At 70.4% G+C, this 19,668-nt stretch carries 23 protein-coding genes; 12 read left to right on the forward strand and 11 right to left on the reverse strand.

Going from position 1 to position 19,668, the window contains the following annotated elements; translation table 11 throughout:
* Positions 1-34: 34 nt before the first annotated feature.
* The gene (locus ACV7JO_RS13715; RefSeq protein WP_470353969.1) at positions 35-649 is read right to left on the reverse strand and encodes an archaellin/type IV pilin N-terminal domain-containing protein; all 615 of its coding nucleotides are present in this window, start codon (positions 647-649) and stop codon (positions 35-37) included.
* Positions 650-757: 108 nt separating this feature from the next.
* The gene (locus ACV7JO_RS13720) at positions 758-1,735 is read right to left on the reverse strand and encodes a replication factor C small subunit (RefSeq protein WP_470353970.1); all 978 of its coding nucleotides are present in this window, start codon (positions 1,733-1,735) and stop codon (positions 758-760) included.
* An 86-nt stretch (positions 1,736-1,821) separates the two neighbouring features.
* Between ACV7JO_RS13720 and samp2 the strand changes: the two genes are divergently transcribed.
* Complete coding sequence (gene samp2, locus ACV7JO_RS13725; RefSeq protein ID WP_470353971.1) at positions 1,822-2,022, forward strand: ubiquitin-like small modifier protein SAMP2; 201 nt, start codon at positions 1,822-1,824, stop codon at positions 2,020-2,022.
* A 109-nt stretch (positions 2,023-2,131) separates the two neighbouring features.
* Positions 2,132-2,497 carry a GNAT family N-acetyltransferase gene (locus ACV7JO_RS13730; protein ID WP_470353972.1) on the forward strand — a complete coding sequence of 122 codons (366 nt, stop codon included), beginning with the start codon at positions 2,132-2,134 and terminating at the stop codon, positions 2,495-2,497.
* Between the two features lies 1 nt (position 2,498).
* Here ACV7JO_RS13730 and ACV7JO_RS13735 read toward each other — a convergent pair whose 3' ends face one another.
* The 4 genes from ACV7JO_RS13735 to larB form a co-directional block, all read right to left on the reverse strand.
* A complete protein-coding gene (locus ACV7JO_RS13735; RefSeq protein ID WP_470353973.1) occupies positions 2,499-3,902 on the reverse strand; it encodes a phosphoglucomutase/phosphomannomutase family protein in 1,404 nt (467 codons plus the stop codon).
* Positions 3,903-3,986: 84 nt separating this feature from the next.
* Positions 3,987-4,253, reverse strand: coding sequence for a GIY-YIG nuclease family protein (locus tag ACV7JO_RS13740; RefSeq protein ID WP_470353974.1), 267 nt, complete (start codon positions 4,251-4,253; stop codon positions 3,987-3,989).
* Positions 4,254-4,280: 27 nt separating this feature from the next.
* Positions 4,281-4,430: a DUF7563 family protein gene (locus tag ACV7JO_RS13745; protein ID WP_470353975.1), complete on the reverse strand. Its 150-nt coding sequence runs from the start codon at positions 4,428-4,430 to the stop codon at positions 4,281-4,283.
* 135 nt (positions 4,431-4,565) lie between these two features.
* Positions 4,566-5,327 (reverse strand): nickel pincer cofactor biosynthesis protein LarB, encoded by a 762-nt coding sequence (larB, locus tag ACV7JO_RS13750; RefSeq protein ID WP_470353976.1) that lies wholly within the window; start codon positions 5,325-5,327, stop codon positions 4,566-4,568.
* 242 nt (positions 5,328-5,569) lie between these two features.
* Between larB and ACV7JO_RS13755 the strand changes: the two genes are divergently transcribed.
* Positions 5,570-5,737 carry a DUF1931 domain-containing protein gene (locus ACV7JO_RS13755; RefSeq protein ID WP_470353977.1) on the forward strand — a complete coding sequence of 56 codons (168 nt, stop codon included), beginning with the start codon at positions 5,570-5,572 and terminating at the stop codon, positions 5,735-5,737.
* A 51-nt stretch (positions 5,738-5,788) separates the two neighbouring features.
* Here the strand turns inward: ACV7JO_RS13755 and rpiA are convergent, their stop codons facing one another.
* Entirely contained in the window at positions 5,789-6,469 is a 681-nt protein-coding gene (gene rpiA, locus ACV7JO_RS13760) for a ribose-5-phosphate isomerase RpiA (protein ID WP_470353978.1), read from the reverse strand.
* A gap of 86 nt (positions 6,470-6,555) precedes the next feature.
* On the opposite strand from rpiA, the gene glmM reads away from it, so the two are divergent.
* Positions 6,556-7,872, forward strand: a complete 1,317-nt coding sequence (glmM, locus tag ACV7JO_RS13765) for a phosphoglucosamine mutase (RefSeq protein WP_470353979.1) — start codon at positions 6,556-6,558, stop codon at positions 7,870-7,872.
* Between the two features lie 88 nt (positions 7,873-7,960).
* Here the strand turns inward: glmM and ACV7JO_RS13770 are convergent, their stop codons facing one another.
* The 3 genes from ACV7JO_RS13770 to ACV7JO_RS13780 form a co-directional block, all read right to left on the reverse strand.
* Positions 7,961-8,119 (reverse strand): DUF7563 family protein, encoded by a 159-nt coding sequence (locus tag ACV7JO_RS13770; RefSeq protein ID WP_470353980.1) that lies wholly within the window; start codon positions 8,117-8,119, stop codon positions 7,961-7,963.
* A 76-nt stretch (positions 8,120-8,195) separates the two neighbouring features.
* Positions 8,196-8,774, reverse strand: a complete 579-nt coding sequence (locus ACV7JO_RS13775; RefSeq protein WP_470353981.1) for a DUF7090 family protein — start codon at positions 8,772-8,774, stop codon at positions 8,196-8,198.
* Between the two features lie 59 nt (positions 8,775-8,833).
* The gene (locus tag ACV7JO_RS13780; protein ID WP_470353982.1) at positions 8,834-9,271 is read right to left on the reverse strand and encodes a DUF2391 domain-containing protein; all 438 of its coding nucleotides are present in this window, start codon (positions 9,269-9,271) and stop codon (positions 8,834-8,836) included.
* Between the two features lie 151 nt (positions 9,272-9,422).
* On the opposite strand from ACV7JO_RS13780, the gene ACV7JO_RS13785 reads away from it, so the two are divergent.
* Entirely contained in the window at positions 9,423-10,103 is a 681-nt protein-coding gene (locus ACV7JO_RS13785; RefSeq protein WP_470353983.1) for a class I SAM-dependent methyltransferase, read from the forward strand.
* Positions 10,104-10,160: 57 nt separating this feature from the next.
* Entirely contained in the window at positions 10,161-11,165 is a 1,005-nt protein-coding gene (locus ACV7JO_RS13790; protein ID WP_470353984.1) for an AI-2E family transporter, read from the forward strand.
* Here the strand turns inward: ACV7JO_RS13790 and ACV7JO_RS13795 are convergent.
* The gene (locus ACV7JO_RS13795; protein WP_470353985.1) at positions 11,152-11,934 is read right to left on the reverse strand and encodes a sulfurtransferase; all 783 of its coding nucleotides are present in this window, start codon (positions 11,932-11,934) and stop codon (positions 11,152-11,154) included. The genes ACV7JO_RS13790 and ACV7JO_RS13795 overlap by 14 nt on opposite strands.
* Positions 11,935-12,199: 265 nt before the next feature.
* Here ACV7JO_RS13795 and ACV7JO_RS13800 point away from each other — a divergent pair, with 265 nt between their 5' ends.
* The 6 genes from ACV7JO_RS13800 to ACV7JO_RS13825 all read left to right on the forward strand — a co-directional run bounded on the left by ACV7JO_RS13800 (position 12,200) and on the right by ACV7JO_RS13825 (position 19,600).
* Positions 12,200-13,054, forward strand: a complete 855-nt coding sequence (locus ACV7JO_RS13800) for a sulfurtransferase (protein ID WP_470353986.1) — start codon at positions 12,200-12,202, stop codon at positions 13,052-13,054.
* Between the two features lie 157 nt (positions 13,055-13,211).
* A complete protein-coding gene (locus ACV7JO_RS13805) occupies positions 13,212-14,057 on the forward strand; it encodes a CBS domain-containing protein (RefSeq protein WP_470353987.1) in 846 nt (281 codons plus the stop codon).
* Complete coding sequence (gene glyS / locus ACV7JO_RS13810; protein ID WP_470353988.1) at positions 14,054-15,790, forward strand: glycine--tRNA ligase; 1,737 nt, start codon at positions 14,054-14,056, stop codon at positions 15,788-15,790. The genes ACV7JO_RS13805 and glyS overlap by 4 nt, the downstream gene beginning before the upstream one ends.
* Complete coding sequence (locus ACV7JO_RS13815) at positions 15,791-16,378, forward strand: dolichol kinase (protein ID WP_470353989.1); 588 nt, start codon at positions 15,791-15,793, stop codon at positions 16,376-16,378.
* Positions 16,379-16,438: 60 nt separating this feature from the next.
* Positions 16,439-18,961, forward strand: coding sequence for a DEAD/DEAH box helicase (locus tag ACV7JO_RS13820; RefSeq protein ID WP_470353990.1), 2,523 nt, complete (start codon positions 16,439-16,441; stop codon positions 18,959-18,961).
* A gap of 69 nt (positions 18,962-19,030) precedes the next feature.
* Positions 19,031-19,600: a redoxin domain-containing protein gene (locus ACV7JO_RS13825; protein ID WP_470353991.1), complete on the forward strand. Its 570-nt coding sequence runs from the start codon at positions 19,031-19,033 to the stop codon at positions 19,598-19,600.
* Positions 19,601-19,668 lie beyond the last annotated feature (68 nt).

Raw genomic sequence — 19,668 nt, forward strand, 5'->3', positions numbered from 1 at the left:
CGTTCGCCTAAAACAGTTCCGAAGGGGCCGACGGCTACAACGCGACTGCGCTCGTTCCCGACAGCGTCGGCGGCGCGACGACCCGTTCGGTGGTAGTCCCGCCCGAGGCGCTGACGATGCGGACCCGCGCGCTCCCGCCCGCTTCGAGTTCGTTGCCGAAGGCCGTGACGCCGAGGCTGTCGCTGCTCCCGAGGTCCAGCGTGATGGTGAAGCGGTCCTCGGCGTCGTTCAGGACCGGGACGGAGTCGTCGTCGTCCTGTATCGACGAGACGCCGAACTCCCCGTCGGCGCTCGACGCGCTGGAGGTTGATAGCTGGTAGTACGACCCGCTGTCGCCGACGTAGTTGACCGTCGCCTTCCCGAGGTCGACGTTGCCTGCACCGGGGGATTTCTTCACGACGATCTCGATAGCGCCGATGCCGTCGTCGTTGAACTCGTTGCCGGTGACCGACACCACCTGCACGCGGTTGGTCGTGGAGTCGCTGGATTCCTGTCCGGTCGCCTGCGCCGAACTCTGGAGGAAGCCGGCGGTGTTGATGAGGACGCCCGCGGCGATGGCGGCGACCAGCACCATGCCGATGAAGACGATGAGAGTGCCGATACCGACCTGCCCGCGCTCGCGGTCGTCTCGCGCTCGATACCCGTTCATTTCAGTTGGTGATAGCTTCTGTGGCCGACGAATGTAAAGGTGCGCCGCCGATTATCGGCCGTGAAAACGGACGTGCGGGCGTCCAGCGGCGGCGGGACGGCCGACCCGCTACCGGTCGGCGGCCAGCGACGCCAGCATCGCTTCGAGTTGCACCCGCTCGTTGGCCCCCTGCGTGATGCGGTAGTCGGTTTCGCCGACGCGTTCGAGGATGCGCACCGCCGCGTCGTCGGCCACGTCGAACTCCCAGACCGACCGGTGGAGTTGGTCGATGACGTCGCCCCCGGCGATACCCTCCTCGGTCAGCAGGCGGTCCAGCGTCGCCCGCGCCGCGGTGAAGTCGCCGTCAAGCGCCGACCGGACCATCTCGTGTATCTCCTCGGGCCGAGCGGTGGAGGTGATGGCGTAGACGGCCTGCTCGTCGACGGTGTCGCCGCTGACCGACGCCGCTTGCAGGCCGTTGATGGCCTTGCGCATGTCCCCATCGGCGGCGTAGACCAGCGCCGCCACTCCGTCGTCGGTGAGTTCGATGCCCTCGGCCTCGGCGATGTGTCGGATTTCGCGCTCGACGGCGTCGTCCGACAGTGGCGAGAACCGGAAGACGGCACACCGGGACTGTATTGGGTCGATTATCTGACTGGAGTAGTTGCACGAGAGAATGAACCGGACGTTGTTCGAGAACTGCTCCATCGTCCGGCGGAGCGCCGACTGGGCATCGGACGTGAGAGCGTCGGCCTCGTCGAGGAAGATGATACGGTACTCGTGGCCGCCGAAACTGGTTCGGGCGAAGTTCTTGATTCGGTCCCGCACCACGTCGATGCCGCGCTCGTCGGAGGCGTTGAGTTCGAGGAAGTGCTCGCGCCAGTCCTCGCCGTACAGTTCGCGGGCGATGGCGGTCGCACAGGTCGTCTTGCCCGTGCCGGCCGGGCCCGAGAAGAGCATGTGGCTCAGGTCGTTGCGGTCGACGTAGCTCTGGAGGCGGCCCACGATATCCTCGTGGCCCATCACGTCGGCGAGCGCCTCCGGGCGGTACTTCTCTATCCAGACTTCCTCGCGTCCCGCCCGCGACGCTGACTCGGCCTCGCTCATGGACGGTGGGAGGCGCGGCCCGCTCTTAAACGCCCCGACAACGACCACGAGCGACAGGCTCAAGCCCGGCGTCACGAAGACGGCGTATGGACGTGACCGTCGAGGTGGCCGGCGAGGACACCCACGAACTCACCGTCGCCGACGACGCCACGTACGGGGACCTGCTGGCCCCGCTGGACCTCTCGCCACACGCCGTCTCCGTGGTGGTCGACGGCCGGACCGTCCCGACCGACCAGCCGGTCGCGGCCGAGCGCGTGCGCGTCGTCCGGCTCATCAAGGGCGGGTGAGGGGGGCGGCGAAGCGACGGGGCAAAGGCGGGCAAGAGGTTCGGCGAAGCGACGAGAGCGACGCCGGGGCGGCCGCCCGTTTTTCACCGTCGAGACCCTACCGCCGGCCGTGCGCGTCCGCGAAGCGACCGTCGACGACCTGCCGGACGTGATGAACGTCCTCGACGGCGCGGCGCTGTCGGTCGAGGTCGAGACGGTTCGGTCGGGTATCGCCGGCGACGGGACGCTCGTGGCGGCGGTCGACGGGCGAGTGCTGGGGGCGCTCGTCCTCGACGGGGACCGTATCGTCGCCGTCGCCGTCCGTCGGGGCCGCCGCGGGCAGGGGGGCGGGACCGCGCTGGTCGAGGCGGCCGCCGACCGGCGCGAGCGACTTACCGCCGCCTTCGACGCCGACGTGCGACCGTTCTACGAGGAACTGGGCTTCGCCGTCGAACCGACCGACGAACCGGGCCGGTTCCGGGGCGTACTGGAGTGAGTCAGACCAGCGGCGCGACCAGTTCCCGCCCCGCCGCGAGGAGTTCGTCGACGCGCTCGGGGCTCCCGGCCTCGGCGTAGACCCGTAGCTTCGGTTCGGTGCCCGAGGGGCGCATGAGGAGCCACGTCCCGTCGTCCAGTCGGACCTTGAACCCGTCGACAGTGGTGACGCCAGCGACGGCGACGCCGGCCACCGCGTCGGGGAGTTCGGCCTCCAGTTCGTCGAGGACGGCCGCCTTGCGGTCGTCGGGACAGTCGACGCTGATGCGGTCCTGATGAATCTCGCCGTGGGCGTCGAGCAGGCGGTCGACGCGGTCGTCCAGCGGTTCGGCCCGCTGGGCCGCCGCGGCCAGCAGCGCCAGCAGGACGCCGTCCTTGTTCCGGAGGTGGTCGGTCAGGCCGAACCCGCCAGACTCCTCGCCGCCCAGCAGGGCGTCGTAGTCGGCCATCGCCGCGGCGACCCACTTGAACCCGACCGCCGTCTCGTGGACGGACTGGCCGTGGGCCTCGGCGACCCGGTCGACGATGCTCGACGTGGAGACCGTCCGGACCACGTCGCCGGCGCGGGTCTCCAGCAGGAAGTCGTACATCGCCGCGAGGAAGAGGTTCGGGTCCAGAAAGCCGCGTTCGGGCGTGACGACGCCGAGGCGGTCGGCGTCGCCGTCGTTGACGACGCCCAGCGCCGCCGGCCCGTCGGTGACGCGCTCGGCGAGGGCGTCGACGTGTTCGGCGGTCGGCTCCGGGGGTTCGCCGCCGAACTCGGGGTCGCGGTCACACCGGAAGCGGGTCACGTCGGCCCCGGCCCGGGCCAGCAGGTCGCCGGTGACGCCGCGGCCGCTGCCGTGCATCGCGTCGTAGGCGACCGGGAGGCCGTCGAGGGCGGCGTCGGCGTAGTCGAGCGCGTGGTCGAGGTACGCCGCGGTGAGGTCGTCCTCGGTCACCGCGCCGCGGTCGCTCTCGGGGACCGCCTCGGGGACCGCGAGATTCGCCTCGATGGTCTCGGTCACCTCGGGGAGCGCCGGCGCGCCGTCGCTCGGGACGAACTTCACGCCGTTGTACTCGGGGGGGTTGTGGCTGGCCGTTATCTGGAGCGCCCCGGCCAGCCCGCGGTCCCGGACCGTCCACGCGACGACCGGCGTCGGCGTGTCGCGGTCGGGCAGGAGGACGTCGAAGCCGTTGTCGGTCAGCACGTCGGCCAGTGCCTCGGCGAAGCCCGGCGAACTCTCGCGGGCGTCGTAGCCGACGGCGACGGTCCCCGTCTCCCCGCGCTCGCGCAGCGTCGTCGCCACCGCCTGCCCGACCATGCGGACCCGCGGTTCGGTGAACTCGTCGAGCGTGGCGCGCCAGCCGTCGGTCCCGAACGCGATGGCCGCGGCGTCCTCGGGACGTGGTTGCCCTGTCTCCATGCGCGTGGGTGGTCCCCGCAGTGACATAAGTTTCACGTCCGTCTCGGGGGGAAAATTCACACTCTTCCGGAACGAAACCGCCGGTCAGTCGTCGTCGGCGACGAGGCGCTCCTTCTCGCTCCGGGAGAGCTGTTTCACCTCGTACTCGCGGCTCATCGCCGCGGATTTGGACTCGTAGCGCTCGACGTGGACGAGTTCGACGGGCGTCCGGCCGCGGGTGTACTTCGCGCCGTCGCCGCTGTCGTGTTCCGCGACGCGTCGCTGTACGTCGGTCGTGTAACCCGTGTAGAACGTCCCGTCGCTACACGACAGGACGTAGACGTAGTGGGCAGGGCCCCGCGTGGTGGTCATCGCACGATGCAGGTGGCCCAGCGGGCCTCACACCTGTCGGGCGCGCTCTTTCGACACCTCGGCGATGCCAGCGTTCGCCGAGCAGTTCGGGCAGGCCCGGATGTGTCCGCGCTCGTCGGCGAACACTCGGGCGAACTGGTCTGAGACGTGCGCGCCGCAGTGGTCACATTCAGGCATCGTGTTCGTCGGCGACACCACCGCCGACGGTCGTTTGTAGGAGTTCCACACGCATATTCCTTTACCCAAATATTTGGGTATCCGGCTGCCGTGACGCGTCGACGCGCGGCGGCCGCCCGTCCGCGCGCCGCGGCGCTACGTCCGTGCATCGTCGAGCCGTCGGGCGATGAGCCCCGCCTGTACACCGGCGGTGAACCCGGCGTCGACGTTGACCACCGAGAGCGCGGTACAGGACTGGAGCATCCCCGAGAGCGCGGCCTCGCCCTCGCCGCCGTGGCCGTAGCCCGTCGAGACGGGGAGGCCGACGACCGGTACGTCGACGAGGCCGGCGACGACGGTGGGGAGCGCCCCCTCGCGGCCCGCCGCGACCACGAGCACGTCCTGTCCGCCGAGGCGGTCGACGGCATCCAGCGTCCGGGACATGCTGGCGACGCCCACGTCGTCGATTCGGGTGACGCGTGCGCCCATCTCCGCGGCTATCATCGCGGCCTCGCCGGCGGGGACGGCGTCGGAGGTGCCAGCGGTGACGACGGCCACGTCGGCGTCGAGGGCGGGCCGTTCGAACCCCGGGACGGTGGCGACCAGCCACCCGGAGCGCTCGTCCCAGCGGACCGTCGCCTCGCACTCCTCGGCCAGTGCCGCCCGCACCGCGGCCGCGTCGGCCGGGTCGACGCGGGTGACGATGGCCCGCCCGGTCGTCTCGACGGCGGTGGCCGCGAGGTCGGCCACCGCATCGGGGGGTTTCCCGTCGGCCAGTATCGCCTCGGGGACCCCCGCGCGTTCCTCGCGTGTCGCGTCGAACCGGCCCGCGTCGGTGGTCGCGTACCCCGACAGCTGCGCCTCGGCCTCGGCGGGGGTGACCTCGCCCGCCGCGACCCGTTCGAGTATCTCGCGCATACCCCCTCTGAGACGCGGGCGCACTCCTATCCGTCGGTCCGCGGCGGGCGGGCGAGGCGGGTATGCCCGACCCGTGTCGCGCCGGAGCGGAGACTAGCCTGATATGTCAGAGCCGGCGCGACGGAACCCGACGATTTATATGGGGTGGCGCGGTCCAAAAGCTCTCAAACCCCCGTGAGTACCGGCGAGAGCGGCGGGGATGGGGAAAGTATTTAACCAACCCTCGCGGAAAACACGTCTGTATGGCAGACCTAATCGTCAAAGCCGCCGTGAAGGAAGCGCTCGATGACATGAACGTCGCATCCGACTTCTACGATGCTCTCGACGAGGAAGTCGAGGAGCTGCTCGAAGACGCCGCCCGCCGTGCCGACGCGAACGACCGGAAGACGGTCCAGCCGCGCGACCTGTAAGGTCGTCGACCTCAGCGTTTTTTTTTCCGCCGATAGTCGACAGCGGCGGCGCTACGGCTCCCTGACCGTCACGCCGTCCTCGCGGCCGACGTGGACCGCGTCGGCCAGCCCGACGAACAGGCCGTGTTCGACGACGCCCGGCGTGTCCGCGAGGTCGCGGGCGAGGCCGGCGGGGTCCCCGATGGGGCCGAACTCGCAGTCGAGGACGAGGTTGCCGTTGTCCGTGACGACGGGGCCGTCCTTGCGCTCGGCCCGCCGGAGCGTCGGGTCCCCGTCGAGCCCGCGGACCGTGTCGGCGACCGGCGTCCGGGCCGCCGGGAGGACCTCGACGGGAACCGGGTGCGAGAGGCGGTCGGCGACCTTCGTCGGGTCGGCGACGACGAGAAAGCGGTCGGCACTCGCGTCGACGACCTTCTCGCGGGCGTGGGCCGCGCCGCCGCCCTTTATCAGGTCGCCGCCGGCCACCTCGTCGGCCCCGTCTATCGCGAGGTCGACGGTCACCTCGTCGAGGTCGGCCAGCGGGATACCCACCTCGCGGGCGAGTTCCCGCGACTGGAAGGAGGTCGGGACGCCGGTCACGTCCAGCCCCGCCTCGACCGCCCGGCCCAACGCCCGGATGGCGTAGGCCGCCGTACTCCCCGTCCCGAGCCCGACGACCGCGCCGTCGGCGACGGTCTCGGCCGCGGACTCCCCGGCCGCTCGCTTCGCCGCGTCGGAGCCGCCCTGTTTCATGTCCGGACCGTCGCCGGACGCGGACAAGACGTTTGCGCTCCGGGGTCTCCGACGGAACTTAGACGGCCCCGGACCACCGTCCGGGTATGACACTGTTCGGTACCAGCGGCATCCGCGGTCCGGTGGGGGAGACGGTCACCGCAGCCCTCGCGCTGTCGGTCGGGCGCGCGCTCGGCGTCGACAGCGACCGCGTGGTCGTCGGTCGGGACCCCCGGGAGAGCGGTGCCGTCCTGCGGGACGCCCTCGTCGCCGGCCTGCGCGAGAGCGGCACCGACGTGGTCGACGCGGGGCTGGCGGCGACGCCGACCGTCGCCCGCGCCGTGGGGTGGGCCGACGCCGACGCCGGCGTCTCGGTCACCGCGAGCCACAACCCGCCGGAGGACAACGGTATCAAGCTCTGGCAGCCCTCCGGGCAGGCGTTCGACGCCGACCGGCGCGAGCGAATCGAGGCCCGCATCGAGGACGGGACGGCCGACCTCGCGGCGTGGGACGGGGTCGGGGACCGCGAGACGGCCGACTACGCCGACCGCCACGTGGCGGCCATCCGGGCGGCGCTCGACGACCCCGCGCTCGACCGCTCGGTCGTCGTCGACGTTGGCAACGGGGCCGGCGGCGTCTCGGTCACCGCGCTGGACGCGCTGGACTGTCGCGTCGAGACGCTGAACGCCCAGCCCGACGGCGCGTTCCCCGGCCGGCCCTCGGAGCCGACCGCCGAGAACTGCGGGTCGCTGGCGACGCTGGTCGCCGAGTCCGACGCCGACCTCGGCGTCGCCCACGACGGCGACGCCGACCGCATGCGCGCCGTGGCGGGCGACGGGACCTACCTCTCGGGGGACGTGCTGCTGGCGATACTGGCCCGCGCGGCCGCCGCCCCCGGCGACGCCGTCGCGGTCCCGGTCGACACCAGCCTCGCGGTCGCGGACCACCTCGCAGCGGCGGACGTGGACGTGGAGTACACGCCCGTCGGGGACGTGTACGTGGCCGAGGCCGCCAGCACCGACGGCGTGGCCTTCGGCGGGGAGCCAAGCGGCGCGTGGATATGGCCCGAGCGGACGCTGTGTCCCGACGGCCCGTTGGCGGCCGCCACCGTCGCCACTCTCGACGCCGAGCGGCCGCTGGCCGAGCGGGCCGCCGACGTGCCCGACTACCCAATCCGGCGGGCCAGTGTCGAGACGGACGCCAAGGCGTCGGTGATGGAGCGGGTCCGCGAGGCGGTGCTGGCCGAGTTCGACGACGTGACCACCCTCGACGGCGTCCGCGTCGACCTCGGGGACGCGTGGTTCCTGCTGCGGGCCAGCGGGACCCAGCCGCTGGTGCGAATCACGGCGGAGGCCCGCGAGGCGGACCGCGCCGACGAGGCCTTCGAGCGCGCCCGCGGCCTCGTCGCCGACGCCGCCGAGTGAGGACGCCGCCGCTGGCGGCCGCGTGACCGGTGAGAAGGAGACCCCCGGGACCGAGCTTCAGGGCGGCACCGCCCGACCCCGCCGGTGGTTATCCGCGCCGCGTCGACCGGGCCTCACGGACGTCGGCCCCGTCCCGAATCTTGTCCTCGCACTGCGGACAGACCCGCGGCTTGTCGACGCCGTTCGGCGTGAAGACACGCGCGTAGTCGGCCGTTACAAAATTACCGCAGTTCTGGCATTCCGGCATACAGGCCTGAATGGGTGCTAAGTCCTCTTAATGGTTGGTGCTTTGGTAAGAATTCGCACACCCGGTTATGCGGGGTCTAGAAGGCGCTGCTGACGGTTCCGTCCTCGGCGAGTTCGACGACGCCGTCGAACCGCTCCCGGAACGCGGTCAGCGTCTCCTCGTCGTGAACCCCCTGTGCGAGGTGGAACATGCCGACCGCGTCGTACTCGTCGAGCAGTTCGAGGATGTCGGCGACGGCGTCGAGGGCCTGCTGTTCGTCGGCGTAGTAGATGAGTTCGGTCACCGAGTCGAAGGTCACTCGGAGTTTGCCGTCGTGGTCCTGCAGGAACGTCTCGGTCTCGTCGACGATGCCGGCGAGGTCGTCCGGCGCGGAGACGTACCGGACGTTGTCGGACTGGCGGCGGGTGTACCCCCGCTCGACCGAGAGCGTGTCGAGGATGGTCGCCGCGTCCTCGTCGACCTCGTAGTACTCCAGTTTCTGCTTGACCTCGCGGGCGGTCGTCCGGGTCGAGATGACCAGCATCGCGTCCGTATCCGTCGATAGGAACTCAGTGTCCAGTCGGTCTGTCTCGCCCGTACTCGGATGCAGGAGGAGGATGCCGGTCCCACCCGCCACGGTGTCCGGCGCGTTCTCGATGGCCAGCGTATACTCCATGTGGCGGTACGAGCGGCTGGGACCGCATTAAGTCTGCGGGTCCCGGGTCGGACCGCGCGTCAGAACACGCTGTCGGCGGTCGCCGCGCCGACGACGCTGAACATCGCGCCGACGGCCACGGCCTTCAGCGTCGTCAGGGCGACGGCGGTCGGCGTCGGGTCCGCGAGGGCGCCGTTCTCGACGAGAAACGTCTCCGGGGCGGTGAAGGCAAGCGCCAGCACGGCGACCGAGCCGAAGGCGACACACATCAGCGAGACGAACCGGACCGGGACGCCGGCCACGTCCACCTCGTCCTCGATGTCGCGGTCGGCGTCGGCCTTGTACAGCGCGCCGTAGCCGATGGCGAAGACGATGGCGGTGACGACGGCGGCGTGGGCGGCGGACATGTTCGCGGCCAACACCCACACCTCCTCGGTGACGACGAAGGGGCCGGCCAGCAGGAACCCGCCCACGACCTGCTGGGCCGTGTCGGCGACGCGGTAGCGGCGACGCACCATGTCCGAGCCTTGGGCGACCGGCCGGGATAACGCTACTGGGTCGGGCCGTGGACGGCGACCCCGCGGGTGGGCGAGGGCGGCCGACGACCCCGGCGTCGCCCGACAGCCCCCGAAGCGCAACGGGTTTCGGGACCGCCGTCGAATCGAGGCTATGAGCGTCAGCGACGAGTTCGACGACTGGGCGGCCCGGGGGAAGGACCGCGGGATGGAGGACCGCCACTGGCACACCGCCAAGCACGTACTGGCCCGGATGCCCGTCGAGGCGGGCGACACCGTCCTCGATTTGGGCTGTGGGAGCGGCTACGCCGGCCGCGCGCTGCGGGAGACCAAAGACGCCGGCCGCGCCTACGGCGTCGACGCCTCGCCGGCGATGGTCGAGAACGCCCGCGAGTACACCGACGACCCCGACGTGGCCTACCTCGTGGGCGACTTCGAGTCCCTGCCGTTCGCGGCCGACAGCGTCGACCACTGCTTCTCGATGGAGGCCTTTTACTACGCCCGGGACCCCCGCGCCGCGCTGGACGAACTCGCCCGCGTGCTCCGGCCCGGCGGCACCTTCCACTGCGCGGTGAACTACTACGAGGAGAACGTCCACTCCCACGCGTGGGACGACCTCGTCGACGTGCCGATGACCCGCTGGTCGGCCCCGGAGTACCGCGCGGCGTTCCGCGACGCCGGCTTCGCCGTCGCCGTACAGGACAACGTCCCCGACCGCGAGACCGAGATTCCCCCCGCCAGCGAGTTCCCGACCGACGACTGGGAGAGCCGCGAGGCGATGGTCGAGCGCTACCGGGAGTACGGGACCCTCGTGACCGTCGGCGTCGTCCGCTGACGGGTCGACGACGGGAACGCGTACGTTTTTGCCTCCCCGCGGGGAACGTGGGGTGTGATGTCACGCCAGCGGTCGTACGTGCTCGCGGGGCTGTTCGTCGTCGCGGCGCTCGTGACGGCGTGGCTGCTGTCGGACGTACTCGCGACGGTCTTTTTCGCCGTCACCGTCGCCTACGTTCTCTTCCCGGTCGTCGAGTGGCTCACCGAGCGGGACGTGGACCGGCGGGTCGCCGCGGCGCTGACGACGGCCGTGGCGTTTCTCAGCGTCACGCTCGCGGCCGTCCCGGTCGCTGCGGTGTTGTACCTCCGCCGGCGGGACCTGTTCGTGTTCTTCCAGCGGCTTCCGCCGGTGCTGACCGTCGACCTCGGGGAGTACCAGTACAGCCTCGCGCTCCGGCCGCTGTTCGCTCTCGCCCGGGAGGCCGTCACGGCGCTGGGGGTCACGTACGCCGCCGCGGCCGCGGTCATCGCCCTGAAACTCGTCCTCTTTGCCATCCTCGTCTACGCGATGCTCTGGAAGCCCGCCGGCGCGGCCCGGACCGCCCACCGCATCGTCCCGGGCCGGTACCACGACGTTCTCGACAGCCTGCACGCCCGCCTGCGGGGGACGCTGTACGCCATCTACGTCCTGCAGGCGGCGACGGCGTTCGGGACCTTCCTGACGGCGTGGGTCGTCTTCGCCGCGCTTGGCTACCGCGGCGCGTTCGCGCTGGCGGTGGTCGCGGGCGTGTTACAGTTCGTTCCGGTCGTCGGCCCCAGCGTCGTCGTCCTCGCGCTTGCGGCCGCCGACCTCGTGGCCGGGGACGCTGTCAGCGCGGTGGTGGTGGCCGCCGTCGGCCTCGTCTTCGTCGGGTTCCTTCCCGACGCGCTCATCCGGCCGCGGCTGGCCCGGTACACCACGGGCCTGCCGGCCAGCCTCTACTTCGTCGGCTTCACCGGCGGCGTCCTCTCACTGGGACTGGTCGGGTTCATCGCGGGGCCGGTCGCTATCGCCCTGCTGGTGGAACTTCTCAGCCTGCTCGGAGCGGCCGTCGACGGCGACCGGCCGGCTACTCCTCGGTGACCAGCGGGCGGTCCTGTGCCTCCCACTCGGTCAGACTGCCTTCGTAGAAGTCCACGCGCTCGAAGCCGAGGTGGCGCAAGACGACGTAGGTGTGGCTGATGCGCCGGGCGGTGTTGCAGTACAGCACCACGCGCTTCTCGGGGACGACGCCGGCCGCTTCGAGTGTGGCGAGGGCGTCCTCGCGGGGGAGCAGGCCCCGCGTGTCGTCGTCGACGAGGTCCCGCCAGTCGAGCAGGACCGCGCCGGGGATGTGGCCCGCCGCGTACTCCGACTCCTCGCGGGTGTCGACGACGACGGCGTCGGGGTCGTCGGCGGCCGCGGCCACCGCGTCGGCGTCGACCAGCGGCGTCTCGGCCGGCGGGGCGGCGGCGTAGTCGGTCGGGGTCACGTCGGGGGCCTCGCCGCTCGTGGGGTGCTCGCGCTGCCAACTGGAGAAGTCGCCGTCCAGCAGGTGGAGGCGGTCGGGGTCGTGCCCCAGCAGTTCGGCGGTCACGAGAAAGCGGGCGGCGAAGACACCGTGGTGGTCGTCGTAGGCGACCACGTCGTCGTCGGCCGCGATACCCGCCTCCGAGAGCAGGGCGGCCCAGTCGTCGCCGCTCGGGAGCATCCCCTCGCGGTCGTCGGCCGCCGTCCGGAAGCTGTCGAACGGGACGCTGACGGCACCGGGGAGGTGGCCCAACCCGTCGTACTCCCAGCCGTCGCGAACGTCGACGAGGCGTAGGTCGTCGCCGGCCTCGCGGACCCAGTCCGCGGAGACGATGTCGGTCATCGCCCGTGCTTCCGGCCGGGCGCGCTTGAATACTCGGGTTAGGGCCGCTTGGCGGTAGCGGCAACAATTTCACCATCTATCCGGTGACTCCCGCGAGCGGCGGTCTCGGCCGCCGGTGTGGCCGCGTCGGCAGCGATGCCGTGGGAACAGTTCTCATCAGTCATCCGAAAAGTAGCGGCAAAATATGTCTCCGCGGGGTACGAGTGGCCGAACATGCCGACACTCGTGGTAATATATGCGTGGTCGGCTTACGGTTCAGTGCACTATGAGCGAATACGCCAACGACGTGCTCGTCTCGGCCGACTGGGTCAGCGAGCGCCTAGACGAGTTCCAGAGCGACGACTCCGGCCTCCGGCTGGCCGAGGTCGACGTGGACACGGAGCTGTACGACGAGAGCCACGCGCCCGGCGCGATCGGCTTCAACTGGGAGGAGGACCTGCAGGACCAGACGACACGGGACATCCTCTCGAAGGAGGACTTCGAGGACCTGCTGGGTTCCCACGGCATCAGCGAGGACGACACGGTCGTCCTGTACGGCGACAACTCCAACTGGTTCGCCGCTTACACCTACTGGCAGTTCAAGTACTACGGCCACGACGACGTGAAGCTGCTCGACGGCGGCCGCGAGTACTGGGTCGAGAACGACTACGAACTCACCGACGAGGTCCCGGAGTTCTCCGCGGTCGACTACGACGCCGCTGGCCCGCGCGAGTCCATCCGTGCCTACCGCGAGGACGTCGAGAACGCCATCGAGCGCGAGCTTCCGCTCGTCGACGTTCGCTCGCCCGAGGAGTTCTCCGGCGAGATTCTGGCCCCGCCCGGACTGCAGGAGACCGCCCAGCGCGGCGGCCACGTCCCCGGCGCACAGAACATCTCGTGGGCGGCTGTCACCAACGACGACGGCACGTTCAAGGACTACGACGAACTCGAGGAGCTCTACGCCGAACACGGCATCGACGGCGACTCCACGACGGTCGCGTACTGCCGCATCGGCGAGCGCTCGTCGGTCGCGTGGTTCGCCCTGCACGAACTGCTTGGCTACGAGGACACCATCAACTACGACGGCTCGTGGACCGAGTGGGGCAACCTCGTCGGCGTGCCCATCGAGAAGGGCAACTAGAGCGGCTCCGGTTTCTTTTTCGAACGGGTCCCGAGCGGCCCGGCTCCACCCCGGCGAGCGCCGCGGCCGTCGTCGACGCTCCCGAGCGCCGCCGTCCGGTCCGGCGACGGGGCGGATGTTAAGGACTTAGTAGGTGCGGGCAGGACGTTCTGGCAGTATGAACGTCGCAGACGCCATGACGCCGCGCTCGGAGGTTGTCACGGTCGAGCTTCCGGGTACCCGTGACGACGTGCTCGAATACCTCCAAGAGCGGGCGTTCTCGTCCGTCCCCGTCGTCAAGGAGACCGACGAGGGGGAGACTTTTCGGGGACTCGTCTCGCGGGACGCGCTCATCGACCGGCCGGACGAGGACCAACTGGCCCTGCTGGTCGAGGAAGTGGCGACCACCACCGCCGACACCGCTATCGAGGACGCCGCCGCCCTGATGGTCGAGGCCGGCGAGCGCCGCCTCCCCGTCGTCGACGGCCGGCTCGAGGGTATCGTCACCGTCACCGACGTAATCCACGCGATCGCCAACGGCGACGTGGACGGGGACACCGAGGTCGGCGAACTGGCCCGCCGTGACGTGAACTGCACGTACGCCGGGACGCCCCTACCCGTCGCCGAGCGGGAGCTCTCGCACGCCGAGGTCCCCTACGGCGTCGTCCTCGACGACGAGGGCGACATGACCGGGATGCTCACCGAGGTCGACATCATCGACGTGGCCCGCGTCGTCGAGGGCGAGGACGCCACCGGCGACTCCATCGCCAATCAGGACGACGAGTGGGCGTGGGAGGGCATCAAGGCCGTCGGCGGCCGGTACATGCCCACCCGGAACGTCGAGATTCCCGCCGAGCCGGTCAGCGAGTTCATGACCGACGACCTCGTCACGGTCACCAAGCGCCGCACCGCCCGAGAGGCGGCGAAGCTGATGATGGAACACGACATCGAGCAGATTCCGATGGTCTCGGGCGACGAACTCACCGGCATCGTCCGGGACGTGGACTTGCTGGAGGCGCTATGAGCGAGGGGGAACGACTGACGGAACTCGCCAAGCGCCGCGGCTTCTACTTCCCCGCCTCGGAGGCCTACGGTGGCGCGTCGGGCTTCTGGACCTACGGCCCGCAGGGCGCGGCGCTGAAGTCGGCCATCGAGGAAACGTGGCGGGACCGCTTCGTCGTCCGCGAGGGCCACCAAGAGATTTCGGCCCCGACCGTGATGCCCGAACCGGTCTTCGAGGCGTCGGGCCACCTCGACGGCTTCGACGACATGATACTGGAGTGTCCGGCCTGCGGGGCCACCCACCGCGCCGACCACCTCGTCGAGGACAACACGGACATCGAGGAGGCCGAGTCGCTCCCCAACGAGGAGGTCATGGACATCATCGCCGACCACGGGCTGACCTGTCCCTCCTGTGACGAACCCCTCGGCGGCGTCGAGGTCGACAACTTCAACCTGATGTTCGAGACGAACATCGGCCCCGGGAGCTCCTCGCCGGGCTACCTGCGCCCCGAGACCGCGCAGGGCATCTTCGTCGAGTTCCCCCAACTGGCCGAGTACGCCCGCAACCAACTCCCCTTCGGCGTCGCCCAGATAGGCGAGGCCTACCGCAACGAGATATCGCCGCGCAAATCGCTGGTCCGGGTCCGGGAGTTCACGCAGGCCGAACTGGAGCACTTCGTCGACCCCGAGGCCGACGAGCCGCCACTCGACGAGGTCGCGGACGTGGAACTGCCGCTGTACTCCGGCGAGCGCCAGCAGGCCGACGGCGGCGGCGTCGAGCGCCTGACGGTCCGGGAGGCCGTCGACGAGGGCGTCGTCGAAAGCGACTGGGTCGCCTACTATCTGGGCGTCGCCAAGGGGTGGTACGAGCGCATCGGCGTCGACATGGACCGCTTTCGCTACCGCCAGCACCTCCCCGGTGAGTTGGCCCACTACGCCTCGGACTGCTGGGACGCCGAGACCGAGATCGACGGCGACTGGATAGAGGTCACCGGCTTCGCCTACCGGGGCAGCTACGACCTCGACAAGCACGCCGCCCACTCCGGCGAGGAGTACACCGTCTTCAAGCAGTACGACGAACCGGTCACCGTCGAGCGGCCGACCGTCGACCCCGACATGAGCGAACTCGGCCCCGAGTTCGGCGGGGCTGCGGGGGCCGTCGCCGACGCGCTCGAATCGAAGGCCGAACGCGACCCCGACGCCTTCGACGGCGAGTCGGTCACCGTCGAGGTCGACGGCGAGGAACACGCCGTCCCGGTCGCGTGGACGGGCTTCGCCGTCGAGGAAGTCACCGAGAACGGGGAGCACGTCACGCCCCACGTCGTCGAGCCCTCCTTCGGCGTCGGCCGCATCGTCTACACGGTGCTCGCCCACGCGTACGCGACCGACGAGGTCGACGGCGAGGAGCGGACGTATCTGGACCTCCCCCCGGAGGTCGCGCCGACCACCGTCGGCGTCTTCCCGCTGATGGACAAGGACGGGCTGGCCGACCGCGCCCGGGAGATAGCCGCCGACCTGCGCGGGGCCGGCCTGTCGGTCACCTACGACGACTCGGGGGCCATCGGCCGGCGCTACCGCCGGCAGGACGAGGTCGGCACTCCCTACTGCGTGACCGTCGACTACGAGTCCCTAGAGGAGGGGACCGTCACCGTCCGGGAGCGGGACACCACCGACCAGAAGCGCGTCCCCGTCGACGACCTCGCGGCGACGCTCGCGCGGCTGAACGAGGGCGACGCTACCTTCGACGACCTGTAGATGGCGGACGAGGTCGCCAGACGCGCCGTCCACGCGACGGGGGCGCTCGTGCCGCTGTCGCATCTGGCCGTCCCGTCGCTCGTCACGTGGCGAGTCGTACAGGGCTTTCTGGCGCTGTGTGTCCTCGTCGTCGTCGTTCTGGAGTACCTGCGCCTCTCCGCGGGGCTTGAGTGGGCCATCTACGACCGCTTGACCCGCGAGTACGAACAGGACAACCCCGCGGGCTACGCGCTGTACATGGTCGGGATGGCCGCCGTCGCCGGCGCGGTGTCGCTGGGGATGGCCGAGTCGGTCGCCGTCGCCGCGATGCTGATGCTCGCCGTCGGCGACCCCATCAGCGGCCTGCTCGGCTCCGCCGACGCCGGCAACGTCAAGCAGGCGTGGGTCCTGCTGGTGATGTTCGGCGTCTGTACGGGACTGGCCGCGCCGTTCGTCCCGACCGCGGCGGCGGTGCTGGGCGGCGTCGCGGCGACGTTCGCCGACGGGGTCAAACCCACCGTCGCCGGCTTCGTCGTCGACGACAACCTCTCGATTCCGGTGTTGGGCGCGGCGGCGATGTGGGTCGGCGTCGCCGCCGTCCCGGCGTAGGCCTCTACTTTCACCCCGGTACCTGAACCCTTAACCGGGGACGGGACCAACCCCACGGCAATGGCGACCGCCGACGCCGGCGCGGAGTATCTCGACCGGCCGCTGGTGACCGACGGGTTCCTCGAAGACCGCCGGTATCAGGTCGAACTGGCCGCGACCGCCGGCGGCGGCCACACGCTAGTCTGTCTCCCGACCGGGCTCGGGAAGACGACCGTCTCGCTGCTCGTGACCGCCCAGCGGCTCCACGGCGTCGGCGGGAAGTCGCTGATGCTCGCGCCGACCAAGCCGCTGGTCGAACAGCACGCGACCTTCTACCGCGAGGCGCTGGAGGTGCCCGACGACGAGATAGTGGTGTTCACCGGGGAGGTCCGGCCCGACGACCGCGCGGCCCTGTGGGACGACGCCCGGGTCGTCGTCGCCACGCCGCAGGTCGTCGAGAACGACCTCGTGGGCAACCGCATCGACCTCGATTCGGTCGTCCACTGCACCTTCGACGAGTGCCACCGCGCGACCGGCGACTACGCGTACAACTACATCGCCGAGCGCTACCACGCCGACGCCGACGACCCGCTGGTGACCGGGATGTCCGCCTCGCCGGGCGACGACGAGGAGGCCATCCTCGAAGTCTGCGAGAACCTCGGTCTCTCGGAGGTGGCGGTGATGACCGAGGACGACGCCGACGTGGCCGAGTACACCCACGACACCAGCGTCGAGTGGGAGCGCATCGACCTCCCCGAGGTCGTCGTGGAGATACGCGACGCGCTCAACGAGGTCGTCGCCGACAGGCTGGCGCAGTTGAAGGAGTTGGGCGTTACCGGCAAGTCCTCGCCGGACCTCTCCGAACGCGAGATTCAGGGGATACAGGCCGAACTCCGGCAACTGATGGACAACGACCAGAGCGAGGGGTATCAGGGGATGAGCCTGCTGGCCGAGATTCGCAAGATACGGACGGCCGTCACCTACGTCGAGACCCAGAGCGTCGAGTCGACCCGCCGGTACTTCGAGCGCCTGAAGGAGGCCGCCCGCTCCTCCGGGGCCTCGAAGGCCGACCAGCGGCTGGTCAGCGAACCCAAAGTTCGGGAGGCGATACGGAAGACCCGCGACTACGACGACCTGCACCCGAAGTTCCGCCGGACCAGAATGCTGCTGGCCGAGACGCTGGGCATCGAGAACGGCGAGCGCGTCATCGTCTTCACCGAGTCCCGGGACACGGCGGAGACGCTGGTGGACTTCCTCTCGGACCACTTCGCCACCGAGAAGTTCGTCGGCCAGAGCGACACCGACGGCAGCGAGGGGATGACCCAGACCGAGCAACAGGAGACCTTAGAGCGGTTCCGCGGCGGCGAGTTCGAGGTGCTGGTCTCGACCTCCGTCGCCGAGGAGGGGCTGGACGTGCCGGAGGTCGACCTCGTCCTGTTCTACGAGCCCGTGCCGACGGCGATTCGGGCCATCCAGCGGAAGGGCCGGACCGGGCGACAGGCCGACGGCCGCGTGGTCGTCCTGCTGGCCGAGGACACCCGCGACGAGGCCTACTTCTGGAAGGCCCGCAACGACCAGAAGCGGATGCAACGCGAGCTACAGGACCTCAAAAGCGCCGCCAGCGAACTCGAAGCCCGGCTCGACCAGACCGGGCTGGACGAGTACGGGAGCGGCGACGGGACCGCCGGCGACAGCGACGCCGCGGGGAACGGTTCGACTGGAACCGGTGGCGGCGGCGCGACCGCTGCCGACGGCGACCGAGAGGACGGCGAGAGCGCGGGCAGCGGACCCGAAACGGAGGGCGACGGGCAGGCCGGACTCGACGCCTTCGCCGGCGAGGACGTGGCGAGTGGCAGCGGGGAGACGACCGGCGGCGAGGTGACCGACGGGGAGACGGTCGGTGGCGACGCCCCCGACGGCACCGTCGCGGCGGCCGACAGCGGGAGCGAGGAACCGACGGAGATAGTCGTCGACCAGCGGGAACTCGACTCGACCATCGCCCGCGACCTCTCGACGCGCGAGGGAATCGAGACCCGACTGGAGACGCTGGCCGTCGGCGACTACGTCCTCTCGGACCGCGTGGTCGTCGAGCGAAAGACCGTCGCGGACTTCCTCGATACGCTCACCGGCGGCGACCGCTCGATGTTCGAGCAGGTCGGCGACGCGACCCGCAACTACGCCCGCCCGGTCGTCGTCATCGAGGGCGGGGACCTCTACGGCGCGCGAAACGTCCACCACAAGGCGATTCGGGGGGCGCTGGCGTCGCTGGCCGTCGACTTCGGCGCGAGCGTCATGCGGACCGCAGACGAGAGCGAGACCGCCGACTTGCTCCAAGTGGTCGCCGAGCGCGAGCAAGACGCCGGCGACCGCGAGGTCAGCGTCCACGGCGAGAAACAGTCCAAGACGCTGGCCGAGCAACAGGAGTACGTCGTCGCCGCCGTCGCCGAGGTCGGCCCGGTGACTGCCCGGACGCTGCTCGAACAACTCGGGAGCGTCGAGGCGGTGATGACCGCCGACGACGAGACCCTGCAGTCGGTCGACGGCGTCGGCGAGGTCACCGCCGAGCGAATCCGGGCGGTCGTCGGCAGCGACTACGACGCGTGAGACGCATCACGGGAGCGTTACGGGAACTTTGATATGGGTGGCCCGCCTTGATAATAAGGGGGAGACGAAGTGAATAAAACAGACGCCGACGGGCATCGCTACTTCGATTTCGAGCTTCACAACGTCGGGACCGGCAGCGAGGCGCTCGATTCGCGGACGCTCGCGGCCGACCACGACTACGTCCTCACGGTTCTCTTGCGGGACCACTACTGCCCGTTGTGTCGGGACCTCGTGGGGCGGTTGGCCGACCGCTACGACGAGTTCGCGGCGCTGGGGGCCGCCGTCGTCCCGGTGTTGCCCGACGGCCGGGAGCGCGCGCTGCTGTGGCACCGCCGGTACGACCTCCCGTTCCCGATGCTGGCCGACCCCGCGAAGGGGCTCGGCGAGTCGGAAGCGGCGGACGACGACGCGGCGCGGTTCGGGGCGTTCGCGCCCTTCGAGCGGACCATCCCGCGACTCCCGGGCGTCGCGCTGTTCGAGTGCGACGACGACCGCCTTCGGGTCGTCTCCCGCCACGGCGGCCCGAACCCGCAGGACGTGCCCGACATCGACGACCTGCTGGACCGGGTCGACGACCGGCGGGACGGCGGGGTCGACTCGGCCGTGGGGGTCACGGCCGACGGACCCGGCGGCTACTGAAGGGGGTCACGGCGGCGTCGACGGCTTTTCGGACGAATACTGCCGGCGACCGTGCGGTCCGGCCCCGC

It is taken from the genome of Haloarcula sp. MBLA0138 (genome assembly GCF_055632455.1).